General features: G+C 71.3%; 8 protein-coding genes and 3 pseudogenes. 5 read left to right on the plus strand and 6 right to left on the minus strand.

The annotated features are described in order from the left end of the window. Positions 1–137: 137 nt before the first annotated feature. The gene (locus PIQ37_RS12370) at positions 138–1,967 is read right to left on the minus strand and encodes a monovalent cation:proton antiporter-2 (CPA2) family protein (RefSeq protein WP_342073698.1); all 1,830 of its coding nucleotides are present in this window, start codon (positions 1,965–1,967) and stop codon (positions 138–140) included. 605 nt (positions 1,968–2,572) lie between these two features. Between PIQ37_RS12370 and PIQ37_RS12375 the strand changes: the two genes are divergently transcribed. The 3 genes from PIQ37_RS12375 to PIQ37_RS12385 all read left to right on the plus strand — a co-directional run bounded on the left by PIQ37_RS12375 (position 2,573) and on the right by PIQ37_RS12385 (position 6,187). Further along, positions 2,573–5,269, plus strand: a complete 2,697-nt coding sequence (locus PIQ37_RS12375; protein ID WP_152235927.1) for a bifunctional acetate--CoA ligase family protein/GNAT family N-acetyltransferase — start codon at positions 2,573–2,575, stop codon at positions 5,267–5,269. Positions 5,270–5,282: 13 nt separating this feature from the next. Continuing rightward, a complete protein-coding gene (locus PIQ37_RS12380) occupies positions 5,283–5,693 on the plus strand; it encodes a hypothetical protein (protein WP_342073699.1) in 411 nt (136 codons plus the stop codon). A 113-nt stretch (positions 5,694–5,806) separates the two neighbouring features. Next, positions 5,807–6,187 (plus strand): VOC family protein, encoded by a 381-nt coding sequence (locus PIQ37_RS12385; RefSeq protein WP_342073700.1) that lies wholly within the window; start codon positions 5,807–5,809, stop codon positions 6,185–6,187. A 118-nt stretch (positions 6,188–6,305) separates the two neighbouring features. Here PIQ37_RS12385 and PIQ37_RS12390 read toward each other — a convergent pair whose 3' ends face one another. After that, entirely contained in the window at positions 6,306–7,649 is a 1,344-nt protein-coding gene (locus tag PIQ37_RS12390; protein ID WP_342073701.1) for a hypothetical protein, read from the minus strand. A 728-nt stretch (positions 7,650–8,377) separates the two neighbouring features. On the opposite strand from PIQ37_RS12390, the gene PIQ37_RS12395 reads away from it, so the two are divergent. Both PIQ37_RS12395 and PIQ37_RS12400 read left to right on the plus strand, forming a co-directional pair. Beyond that, complete coding sequence (locus PIQ37_RS12395; protein WP_342073702.1) at positions 8,378–8,935, plus strand: excalibur calcium-binding domain-containing protein; 558 nt, start codon at positions 8,378–8,380, stop codon at positions 8,933–8,935. Positions 8,936–9,022: 87 nt separating this feature from the next. Continuing rightward, entirely contained in the window at positions 9,023–9,403 is a 381-nt protein-coding gene (locus PIQ37_RS12400) for a hypothetical protein (protein ID WP_342073703.1), read from the plus strand. A gap of 7 nt (positions 9,404–9,410) precedes the next feature. Here the strand turns inward: PIQ37_RS12400 and PIQ37_RS12405 are convergent, their stop codons facing one another. The 4 genes and pseudogenes from PIQ37_RS12405 to PIQ37_RS12415 all read right to left on the minus strand — a co-directional run. Further along, on the minus strand, positions 9,411–10,151 hold the full coding sequence (locus PIQ37_RS12405; protein ID WP_342073704.1) for a DUF6065 family protein: 741 nt from the start codon (positions 10,149–10,151) through the stop codon (positions 9,411–9,413). 82 nt (positions 10,152–10,233) lie between these two features. Continuing rightward, positions 10,234–10,500: pseudogene (locus PIQ37_RS20665) on the minus strand (acetyl-CoA carboxylase biotin carboxyl carrier protein subunit); the annotation flags it as partial. Positions 10,501–10,542: 42 nt separating this feature from the next. Next, positions 10,543–12,243, minus strand: a pseudogene (locus PIQ37_RS12410) (acetyl-CoA carboxylase biotin carboxylase subunit); the annotation flags it as partial. A gap of 22 nt (positions 12,244–12,265) precedes the next feature. Further along, positions 12,266–12,476 (minus strand): annotated as a pseudogene (locus tag PIQ37_RS12415) (hypothetical protein); the annotation flags it as partial.

Raw genomic sequence — 12,476 nt, forward strand, 5'->3', positions numbered from 1 at the left:
TCGCGCTCCGTCGAACGCGACGATGACATGCCCGACGTGACCCACCGCGATCGGCAGCGACGAGCGCACAGCGCGCAGCGCACGCCTGCGACGCCGTTGGCCGTGCGGCCCCGGCCGCAGCATCCAAGCCACCCGCCTCAACCGCGCGGCTGCCCCGCGCCCGCCGTCTCCGCCGGCCCCGCCGTGGGATCGTTGACGTCGGCCTCGAACAGCTTGGTCAGGTCGGCGCGCGCCGCACGCGCGGTCTGCACCACCGCTGCATCGTCGTCGTAGACCAGGTGCTGGGCGCGCAGCAGTTGCGTGTCGTGCTCGCGGAAACGGGCGATGCGGTCGCGCGCGGTCGCCGCATCCAGGCCGAGGCCGAGCAGCACCTGCTCGCTCAGCTCCAGGCTGGAGGCGAACACCTCGCGGAACGGTTCGGCGCCCAGATCCATCAGCCGCCAGGCGTGCTGGCGGTTGCGCGCGCGCGCCAGCACCTTGGCGGTGGGGTAGAGCCGGCGGATCAGCCGGGTGGTCTTGATGTTGGTCTCCGGGTCGTCCATCGCCACCACGAAGATGCGGATGCCGTCGCTGCCGGCCGCGCGCAGCAGGTCCGGACGGCTGGGGTCGCCGTAGTAGAGCTGGTTGCCGAAGCGACGCAGGTCCTCCACCGTGTCCGGATTGTGTTCCAGCGCCACGAACGGGATGCGCTGCGCCGTCAGCAGGCGCGCGACGATCTGGCCGAAGCGGCCCATGCCGGCGATCAGGACCTGCGCGCGCTGCGTGTCCACCGTGTCGTACTGCGCCGCCGGCGGTGGCGGCTGCTTGCCCTTGCCGGCCTCGCTGGCGCCGAGCAGGCGCTGCATGCCGATCAGCAGCAGCGGCGTCAGCGCCATGGATACGCCGACCACCGCGACCAGCCGGTCGTGGGTGGCGTCGTCGAGCAGGCGCACGCGCTGCGCCTCGGTGAACACCACGAAGGCGAACTCGCCGCCCAGCCACAGCAGGCTGCCCAGCAGCAGCGCGCTGCGCCAGGGCAGGCGCAGCACGCGGCCGATGCCGGCCAGCAGCGCGAACTTGACCAGCAGCAGCGTGGCCACGGCGCCGGCGATCAGCCACGGCTCGGCGACGATGCGGTCCAGGTCGATGCCCATGCCCACGGCGATGAAGAACACGCCCAGCAGCAGGCCCTGGAACGGCTCGATCTGCGCCTCCAGTTCGTGGCGGAACTCCGAATCAGCCAGCAGCACACCGGCCAGGAACGCGCCCAGGCTGGGGCTGAGCCCGGCCTTCTGCAGGAACCAGGCGTTGCCCAGCACCACCAGCAGCGCGCTGGCGGTGAACACCTCGGGCATGCGCGTGCGCGCCACGGTGCGGAACAGGTGGCGCAGCACGAAGCGCCCGCACAGCACCACCAGCGCCAGCGCGCCCAGCGCCTGGCCCACTTCCGTCCAGGTCAGGGTGTCGTTCTTGGCGCCGCCGAGCAGCGGCACCGCGGCCAGCAGCGGGATCGCGATCAGGTCCTGGAACAGCAGGATGGCGAAGCCGAGCCGGCCGTAGTCGCTGTTGAGCGCCTTGCGCTCGGCCAGCAGTTGCAGGCCCACCGCGGTGGAGGACAGCGCCAGCGCCAGGCCGATCACCAGCGCGCTCTTCCAGTTCAGGCCCATGCACAGCGCCAGCGCGCCCAGCGGCAGCGCGGTCAGCGCGACCTGGGCGCTGCCGGCGCCGAACACCGCATGCCGCATCACTTTCAAGCGCGCCGGCGACAGTTCCAGGCCGATCAGGAACAGCAGCATCACCACGCCGATCTCGGCGGCGTTGAGGATCCGCTCGGTGTCCTGCACGAAGCCCAGCCCGTCCGGCCCCAGCACCACGCCCGCGGCCAGGTAGGCCAGCACCGCGCCCAAGCCCAGGCGCTTGAACACCGGCACCGCGATCACCGCGGCCAGCAGCAGAACCAGCGCCAGTTCCAGGCCGCCGCTATGCACGAGTCGTCTCCATCGCCGCATTATGCGGCCGCCAATGCGACCGGGTGCTGACCCGGGGCGTGTGGGTGGTGTTCGCTGGCTTTGCGAACCCGAGAGGTTGGGGACGGACCGGGGGGCGGTGCTGGCCTTGCGGTCGGGGAGGGGACGGCAGCCCGATCAGGGCGCTGTCCTTGTGGGCCTGTGGCTTGGTCGCGTCGCGCCTGAAGCGCGCCTCGAGCGAGCACAAACGCACACCCGTAGGAGCGGCTTCAGCCGCGACCGTGCCTTACCGGTAACGCCTCGTCGCGGCTGAAGCCGCTCCTACCAGACAGCGCGATGCGTCGCAGAAAAGGGGATTCGAGGTGTCCTGAAGCGCCTCCTCAAGGAGGTCTGCCGGCGATGCCGCTCCTGACCCAGCAGCACACGTGAGCGATGAGCACCGGGCGGCCGACTGGAGTCCTTGTGGGAGGGGCTTCAGCCCCGACGCGCGGAGGCCGGAATCTCGCCAGCGCAGCTGTCGCCGGATGCGCGGCATCGCCGTCAACGCCGCAGCGCGCGACCCGGATCATCCCCGCGCAGCGGCCAGCCGTGTACCGTTAGCGCATTCGCTCGCCTCCGCCGCCGCCATGAGCACCTATCACCTGCAGTCCGTGTTCCGCCCCGCTTCGGTCGCCATCGTCGGCGGCAGCCCGCGCGAGCGTTCGGCCGGGCGGGCGGTGGTGCGCAGCCTGCGCGCGGCCGGGTTTCCCGGGCAGATCGGCTGGGTCAGCCCGCGCTACCGCGAGATCGATGGCGTGCCCACGGTGCGCCGCCTCACCGACCTGCCCTGGGTGCCGGACCTGGTGGTGATCACCGCGCCGGCGCGGATGGTGCCGCGCATCGTGTCGATCGCCGCCCGGCGCGGCGTCGCCGCGGCGATCATCCTCACCGCCGGGCTCGGCAGTGGGCCGGGGTCGGCCGCGGCGCGGGTGGAAAGCGCCGCGCGCGCCAAGGGCCTGCGCATCCTCGGCCCGCACTGCCTGGGCGTGATCGCGCCGCATGCGCGGCTCAACGCCAGCATCGCCGCGCACTGCCCGCAGCCGGGCGACCTGGCGCTGATCTCCGAATCCAGCGCCATCGCCGCGGCGCTGGTGGAGTGGGGCGTGGCGCGCGCGGTCGGCTTCTCCGCCGTGGTCTCGCTGGGCGACGCGCTGGACGTGGACTTCGCCGACCTGCTCGACTACTTCGCCACCGACTACCGCACCCGCGCGATCCTGCTCTACGTCGAACACATCCGCGACGCGCGCAAGTTCATGTCCGCCGCGCGCGCCGCCGCGCGCGCCAAACCCGTGGTGGTGGTGAAGTCGGGCCGGCAGCTGCGCATCGATCCCAACGCCGACACCCACGTGCAGGCGCTGGCCAGCTCCGATGCGGTGTACGGCGCCGCGTTCGCCCGCGCCGGGCTGCTGCGGGTACGCGCGCTGGACGAACTGTTCGCCGCGGCGGAGACGCTGGGCCGGCTCAGCACCTTTCCCGGCCGGCGCCTGGCCATCCTCAGCAACGGCGGCGGCGTCGGCCGCCTGGCGGTGGATACGCTGGCCGATCTCGGCGGCACCCTGGCGGCGCTGTCGGCGCCCACCCAGCAGCAACTGGACGCGGCGTTGCCGCAGGAATGGTCGCATCGCAATCCGGTGGACATCGTGGTGGACGCGGACGGCGAACGCTACGCCGCCGCCGCCGGTGCGCTGCTGGAGGATCCGGAGAACGACGCGGTGCTGGTGGTCAACGTGCCGACCGCGTTCACCTCCTCCGCCGAGGCGGCGCAGGCGCTGACCCGCATCCTCGGCCAGCGCCCGCGCCATCACCGCGACAAGCCGGTGTTCGCGGTGTGGCTGGGCAACGACGAGAGCGCCACCGCCACGCTCAATGCCGCGCGCATCCCCACCTATGCCACCGAGGCCGACGCGGTGCGCGGCTTCATGCACTTGGTGCGCTACCGCGAGGCGCAGGCAGCGCTGATGGAGACGCCGCCGAGCCTGCCCGACGATTTCGCCTTCGACGCCGCCGCCGCGCGCGGCATCGTCGACGCGGCGCTGGCCGCCGGGCAGACCTGGCTGGACCCGCTGGCGACCACCCGGTTGCTGGCCGCCTACGGCATCCCCACCGCGCCGGTGGCGCACGCCGCCGATGCCGAGGCCGCGGCGCAGGTGGCCGCGCCGATGCTGGCGCAGGGCTCGGCGGTGGCGGTGAAGATCCATTCGGCCGACATCCCGCACAAGTCCGACGTGGACGGCGTGCGCCTCAACCTGGTCAGCGTAGAGGCGGTGCGCGATGCGGCCGAGGGCATCCTCGCCCGCGCACGCGCCGCGCGTCCGGACGCGCGCATCGACGGCGTGCTGGTGCAGCCCTCGCTGCTGCGGCCCAAGGCGCGCGAACTGATCGCCGGCATCGCCGACGACCCGACCTTCGGCCCGGTGATCGTGTTCGGCCGCGGCGGCACCGCGGTGGAGGTGATCGACGACAAGGCGCTGGCGCTGCCGCCGCTGGACCTGCGCCTGGCCCACGAACTGATCGGCCGCACCCGCGTCAGCCGCATCCTCAAGGCCTACCGCGACGTGCCGGCCGCCGACGAGCGTGCGGTGGCGATGGTGCTGGTCAAGCTCGCGCAACTGGCCGCCGACCTGCCCGAGATTCGCGAACTGGACATCAATCCGCTGCTGGCCGATCGCGACGGGGTGATCGCGGTCGACGCGCGGGTGGCGGTGGCGCCGTCGCGGCGCCTGCACAAGGGCCGCGGCCATCCGCGCTTCGCGATCTTCCCGTACCCCAAGGAGTGGGAACGGCGCATCGTGCTCAACGACGGCAGCGCCGCGTTCGTGCGCCCGGTGCGGCCGGAGGACGACGCGCTGTTCCGCAGCTTCTTCGCCCGCGTCACCGATGAAGATCTGCGCCTGCGCTTCTTCCAGGCGGTCAAGCATTTCAGTCACGAATTCATCGCGCGCCTGACCCAGCTCGACTACGCGCGCTCGATCGCGCTGGTGGCGATCGAGCCACGCAGCGGCGACATGCTCGGCGCGGTGCGCCTGCATGCCGACGCCGATTACGACCGCGGCGAGTACGGCATCCTGATCCGCTCCGACCTCAAGGGCCACGGCATCGGCTGGCAGTTGATGCGGATCATGATCGAGTACGCCGGCTGGCTCGGCCTCAAGGTGGTCGAAGGCCAGGTGTTGCGCGAGAACCGCACCATGCTGGCGATGTGCCGGCAGCTCGGCTTCAAGGCCACGCCGGATCCGGACGACGCCACGCTGATGGACGTGGTGTTGCCGGTGGCGCAGCACTGAGGACGGCGCCGCGATGTCGACGTTCTCGCCCAGCGCATTGAAGCCGCGCCACGCGATCCTGTCCGGCCTGCCGGGCGCCGCCTCGCTGGAGATCCTGCTGCGCCCGTTCCTGCACGCCGGCGAGATCGTGGACACCGCGATCCGCCTGGACGGCATCGCGCTGCCGTCGCTCAGGCTCGGCGAGCTGGCCGGCCAGCGCTTCGACTTCCCGCGCAACCCGCAGGACGGCTACATCGACGGCTCGCTGTATGTGGCCGGCGCGCACCACCCGGTCGATATCGACACGCTGACCTTCAATCTTTCGCGCGACGGGCAACTGACGCTCGTGGCCAAGGGCGCGTATGCGTTCGATGTCGAAGGCCTGGGCGACCTGGGCACGGTTCCCTTTACCCTGGCCGCGCGGCTCAGCACCTGCGCGCTGTGAGCGCGGCGGTGCGCCGCGGCGCACTGGCTTCCCGGCACACCGCACGTTGCATGAGGCGCTTCACCACCGCACACGTCGACCCGCCTGCGACACTCGACCCTCGGGAGTTCTTCATGTCGTTCAAGCCAGAGCGCTACACCTCGGTCTCGCCGTATCTCATTGTCGATGGTGCGCAGCGCACCATCGCGTTCCTGGTCGCGGTGTTCGACGCCGAACCCTTGCGGCAGATTCCCGGCGAGGGTGGCCTGCTCGCCCACGGCGAGGTGCGCATCGACGACACCGTGGTGATGTTCTGCGATGCGGTCGAGGGCTGGCCGGCGCTGCCGGCGCATGTGCACGTCTACGTGCGCGATGTGGATGCGACCTACCAGCGTGCGCTGGCCGCAGGTGCCACGGCGGTGCAGGCGCCGGTGCAGAAGGACGATCCGGACCGGCGTGGCGGCTTCCGCGATGCCGGCGGCACGACCTGGTGGGTCGGCCAGCAGATCGGCTGAGCGAGCGCAGGCGGCAGCACGTCTGACGCCGCTCATCCCTGCGTGTTGCGCCGCACTCGGCGCAGCCGTGCCTGCCGATGCCGTCGGACGGCACGCAGCAGGCACGGCGTTGCGGTGCTTACTCCAGGTCCTGGTTGCTCAGCCCGCGCTCGACCGGGTACACGGTCGGCGGCGGCGTGGTGGAGCGCATCAGCTTCAGCGAGGTCTTGCTCTGCTCGCACAGGTTGCCGCCGCTGACGAACACGCCGTCCTGGGTGCACTTCCAGTCGTAGAAGTTGGCGATGCCGCCGGCCAACTGCAGGCTGTAGTCGGTGCTCTTGGCCGACGCGTCGAAGGGCTGCCCGGCGGGGATGTTCTGGAACCAGCGCATCCATTCTTTGGAGCCGACCGGCGGCACCTTGTCCGGCGCCTGGAAGGTCGGGTTCATCGGCGAGAGCTGCGGCGACTCGGCGGTCATGTGGCAGCTCATGCAGGAGCTGATCGGATTGTCCACCGGGCCGTTGAGGCGGCCGTTCCAGCCCAGGTGGGTCGGCGGCAGTTCCGGCCTGGCATTGATCGCCGACTGCAGGATGCGCGGATTGATCCGGGTCTGGGTCGGCTGCTTGTTGGTGTAGTCGTCGCCGGTGTTCTGCGGATCGTTGCCCCACATCACGCCCACCGGCACCAGGTTCTGCCAGCCGGGCTTGCCGCTGACCGCGCCGTTGTACTGGAAGGTGCCGAAGATCCAGCCGGTGCCGGGCACGCGGCTGTCGCGCACGGCGAAATCCATCTGGATCAGCGCCACCTGCTTGAACCCGCGGTCGGCGGACTTGAAGCTGTTGGTGACCCAGGCGTTCCACAGCACCGGGTTCTGCAGGAACGGCACCTGGCTGAGATCCACGTCGGCGAACAGCGCCTTGCACACCACGGTGCCGTCGCGGAAGGTGTTGGGCTTGGTGGTGAAGCTCGGGTCCGGGTTCTGCGGGTCCTTCCACACCTGGCCGAAGGTGTAGGCGCCGACATCGTTGTAGATGCCGACCGCGAAGGTCTGGCCGGTGGTGAGTTGGGTCGGCGCCAGTTGCTTGACCTGGATCTGCGCCTCCTTGGTCAGCCCATGCACGCCTTCGCGCCCGAGCGGGCCGTAGTGCTGCCAGGGCGCGTGGTACCAGCGCCGCACCTTGTTGTTCTGCACGTACCAGTCGCTTTCGACGTTGCCTTCCAGGCAGTAGGCCTTCACTGCGTCGGCGTAGCCGCGCCAGGCTTCGAAGTTGTTGCTCAGCGGCTTGGGCAGCTTCTGGAAGAACGCCGGCAACGGGCCGCTGGGCGGCTGCTGCGGATAGTCCTGGCTGAGCTGGAACAGCGGCCCTTTGTAGGTGGAAGGCGGCGCGTAGCCGAAATCCGGAAAGCGCCCGGCGGAGGCGGCGCCGCTGGCAAGGGTCAGCACGGTGGCGATGGCGAGAATGCGCGGATGGGGCAGTTGCATGATGGACCTCCGGTCGTGTGCGTCGGTGCGTGCGGGCGATGCCGCGTCCTGTGTCCGGACATCCCCTGGCCCCGGACCGGCCGCACGCCCGCGCTGCTGCGCGGCCGCAATGGAAGGAGTCCCGTCGCGCCAGGGCCACGCGCAGGCACGGGCGTACGCATCCGCCTGCGCGCGCAGACGAAGCGGGAGACGCGATGGGAGGTGCAGCATCCACCGCTACCGTGGAGACGCGGCGGCGCTGCTGTAGATGCGTGAAACGGCCTAGCGGACCGAAGACGTGTCCATGTCGCTCTCCTGACCCCGTGTGGAAGGCAACTGCGCTGAAGATTGTTGTCGCGTCGAGCGTGGGGGAAACGCGCGTGCCCGGCAGGGCAGCATCGGGGGACGAATGCTGCGGGGGCGGCGCCATGCGGCGGCCGCGATGCCGGGTTGCGCGTCGATCGCCAACCCCGCGTGGGAGCGGGCGTCGGCGTTGCTCGACGCTTTGGACTCTAGCGAGCGCCGCGCCGCCGGTGGTAGACAGTTGCGACCGCCGGCGACGCCGCGGCGCGTGGCTGGCCGGCCGTCGCGCGACCGCGCCTGCAGCAGGTGGCCGGTCGGCACGCCGGCCACAGCCATGGCATGCTGCACGCGGGGCCGCGCCTGGCGGGAGCAGGCGCGGTGGGGACGGTGGACGCACCGGGCACGGCGGCGTCCACCGCGGCGATGCACTTTCTTGCGGTGACGCCATGCGCACGCACGGGACCTTGATTCACTGGAACGAGGAGCGCGGCTGCGGCCGGGTGCGCCTTGCCCATCGCGAGACCGAAGCCGAGGTGCAACGCGCGGCGTTTCCTGCCGACGGCGTTCCCCCGCGGGTGGGCGAACTGATCTCCTTCGACCTGGAGCACGACGCGCAGGGACGGCCGCGGGCCTTGCGGGTGATGCGTCCCGGTCGGGCACCGGCATCGCCCAAGCGTGCGGCACCGCGTCCGCGTCGCGGTCTCTGGCTCGGCGTGCTGATGCTGCTGGCGGTGCTCGCGATCGCGGCGTACGCGGCGCTGCGCTTCGTGGCGGCACCGCAGGCAAGCCCTGCGGCGCCCTCGGTGCCGGAGTCGTCAGCGGCCACCGCGCGCACCGCGCCCACGACGGCGCCCGCCTTCCACTGCGACGGCCGCACGCACTGTGCGCAGATGACCTCGTGCGACGAAGCGGTGTATTTCCTGCAGCACTGCCCGGGTGTGGAGATGGACGGCAACCACGACGGCGTGCCGTGCGAGCGGCAGTGGTGCCGAGCCTCGCGTTGAGCGTCTGCAGCCGCGTGGGCAACGCGGGGTCTTGACCGGGCCGTGATCCGCACTCCGTTACGGTCGCCGATTGCCTGCAGGTGACGCATGACCGAGCCACGTCTTTCCCCCGCCAAGACCCGCGCCCTGTCGCTGGGTCTGTTCGTCTTCGTCGCGGTCTTCACCGCCATCGTCTGGACGCTGTTGCGGCCGTACGGCTCGGTGTACTTCTTCCCGGTGCATTTCCTGGTCGGGCTGGGCCTGCCGTTCCTGTTCTACGCGCTGGGCGCCAACCGCGCCGCGTTCCTGGCCGGCCTGGGACTGACCGCCATCGTCCTGGTGCTGTTCAACCTGTGGGGCGACCAGGTCGGCGGCATCGGCCCGCGCGTATTCGACTGGGCGCATGCCGTGGCCGGGATCCTGGGCATGCTGCTGGCCTACGGCGTGTTCCGCCTGTCCACCCGCGTGCGCCAGCGCCACGCGCGCTGAGCTGTCCTCACTCCGCGGCGTCGTCGCGGGTGAACGGCGCCAGCCGCAGTTTCACCCGGTGCTCCACGCCGGCCGGGCACTGGCCCGGCGCCGGTCCGCGGAAATAGCTGCGCTGCCAGCCTTCGCGGCTGGCGTCGGAATCGGGCTGCTCCAGGTCGTGCAGGAACTGGCCACGGCTGCGCATCCACGCCTGGTGTTCGCGCTCCAGCTCCGGCGTCTGCGACAGCGGCTGCCAGCGCGGCTCGGTCTCGGCCAGCACCCGGCGCTGCACCGGGAAGAAGTGGCAGAACGGTTCGCCGGCCTCGAACCGGACCCGGCCGGGCCGGGTGAACTGCCAGTTCATGGTGAAGGTGTACGGACTCCAGTCGGTCTCGATCAGCCCGGTGAGCCCGGCGATGCCGTCCTTGGGCCGATTCACCGGCGCGGTGACGTACAGGTCCACGCCGGCCTCGGTGCGGAACAGGCACGGCACGTGGAAGGTGAGCACGCCATAGCCGAAGTGGCTGACCGCCGGCGCGTGCGTGCCCGGCGCCGGCTGCACGCGCAGGTCGTCGAGCGCGTTGCCGCCGTTCCACTCCGCCTCGAACGCGCTCTGGCACAACAGTTCCCAGCCGTGCGCGTTGGCGATGTCCAGCGGCAGGCAGCGGTAGGCGTAGCGCTCGGCGGTCTGGTCCATCCACGGCCGCTCGCGTGGCGCAGGGCGCACGTCGAGGGTATGGCCGTCGAGAACGTGGGCGGTGAGTTTCATGGCGCGGGCAGGACGATGGACCAGCGCCGAGTGTGACGCCAAGCCGCGGCCTTGGCGACCGCGGCTTGGCGGGCGGCGGCGCTCAGGCCGCTTCGAAGTCCAGCAGCGCCACGCCGTCGCCGACCAGTTCGCCCTCGCGCACGCGGAAGCTGTGCACGGTGCCGTCGGCCGGCGCCTGCAGGGTGTGCTCCATCTTCATTGCCTCCAGCACCAGCAGCGGCGTGCCACGGCTTACCTGGGTGCCGGGCGCCACCAGCAGGGCGACGATGCGCCCCGGCATCGGCGCGGTCAGGCCGCCGCTTTCCACCGCCGGCTGGTCGGCATCGGCGACCGGGTCGTGGCGTTCGAACAGATAGCCGTGGCCGTTGACGAACAGGTGCAGCTGCGTGCCGGCGAACACCGCATCGGCCTGCACCCGCTGCGTGCCGAGAAACGCGGACAGGCGCCCGTCGCGCAACTGGCCGCTCGCCTCGAGCGCGTCCTGCGCTGGCGCGGCGCGGATCCGCCAGCCGCCGGCATGCGCGGTCAGCTGCAGCGTGCGTTGCGTCTCGCCGTGCTGTAGGGTCAGCGCACGCGGCGCCGGCGCGCCCAGCCGCCAGCCGTCGCGCAGATCCCACGGCGACTGCGGATCGGCGGCCTGCGCCGCTGGCGCGTGCTCGTGCAGTTGCCAGGCCAGTGCCGCCAGGCTCCACAGCGCGTCGGTGGTCGGGGCGCGGGTGTCGAACAGGGCGGCGTGCTCGCGCTCGATCAGTGCGGTGTCCAGGTCCGCCTGCGCGAACGCGGTGGTGCCGACCAGGCGCTGCAAAAACGCGGCATTGGTCGACACACCGACCACCTGGCACGCGGCCAACGCCGCCTGCATGCGCCGCAGCGCGCGCTCGCGGGTCGCATCCCAGACGATCAGCTTGGCGATCATCGGATCGTAGTGCGGGCCGATCACATCGCCCTGTTCGACGCCGGCATCGACCCGGGTATGCGCATCGGTGGCGGGCAGGCGCAGGTGCTGCAGCGTGCCGATCGAGGGCAGGAAGCCGCGCGCCGGGTCTTCGGCGTACAGCCGCGCTTCCAGCGCATGGCCGTGGATCGTCAGTTCGTGCTGGCGCTGCGGCAGCGGCTGGCCGGCGGCCACGCGCAACTGCCACTCCACCAGGTCGGTGCCGGTGATGCACTCGGTGACCGGATGCTCCACCTGCAGGCGGGTATTCATTTCCATGAAGTAGAACGCACCATCGGGCGCGACGATGAACTCCACGGTGCCGGCACCGACGTAGCCCACCGCGCGCGCCGCCTCCACCGCGGCCTGGCCCATCGCCGCACGCCGCGCCGCGTCCATGCCTGGCGCGGGGGCTTCCTCCAGCACCTTCTGGTGGCGGCGTTGCACCGAGCAGTCGCGTTCGAACAGGTAGACCAGTTCGCCATGCGTGTCGCCGAACACCTGGATCTCGATGTGCCGCGGCCGCAGCACGTACTTCTCCACCAGCACGTGCGCATTGCCGAACGCGGCCTGCGCCTCGCGCTGGCAGGCGGCGAGCGCGGCGGCAAAGTCCTCATCGCGATCGACCCGACGCATGCCCTTGCCGCCACCACCGGCGCTGGCCTTGATCAGCACCGGGTAGCCGATGGCCGCGGCCTGTGCGCGCAGGAAATCCGCATCCTGCTGCTCGCCGTGGTAACCCGGCGTCAGCGGCACCCCGGCGGCCTGCATCAGCGCCTTGGCCGCACTCTTGTCGCCCATGGCGCGGATCGCCGCCGGCGGCGGCCCGATGAACACCAGCCCGCGCGCGGCGCAGGCCTCGGCGAACTCGGCGTTCTCGGACAGGAAGCCGTAGCCGGGGTGGATGGCCTGCGCCCCGCTGTGTTGCGCGGCCTCGAGGATGCGCTCGCCGCGCAGGTAGCTCTCGCGCGCCGGCGCGGCGCCGATGTGCACGGCCTCGTCGGCCAGGCGCACGTGGCGGGCGTCGCGGTCGGCATCGGAGTACACGGCCACGGTGGCGATGCCGAGCTTGCGGCAGGTGGCGATCACCCGGCAGGCGATCTCGCCGCGATTGGCGATGAGGATCTTGTCGAAGGTCGGCAGGTCGGGGGTGGCCATGGTTGGATGCCTGGAGATTAGGTCAGGGGTGCTGCGGTTGCTGAGCGAAGATGGGCGTGTGACGCGGGCAGCCTTGCGCGATGCTTTGGCCGTTGCCGTTGCCGTTGCCGTTGCCGTTGCCTCTGCTGTGCTTCGGCTGTTGCTCCGGCTTTTGACTTACCGGGTTCCCTTCCGAAGCGGCGGCCATCGCGGGGAAAAACCCGAAGGGCGGCGTACATGGATGTACGCCGTCC

Origin of the sequence: Xanthomonas protegens (genome assembly GCF_038442435.1) — a bacterium.
In the GTDB taxonomy this organism is placed as follows: domain Bacteria; phylum Pseudomonadota; class Gammaproteobacteria; order Xanthomonadales; family Xanthomonadaceae; genus Xanthomonas_A; species Xanthomonas_A sontii.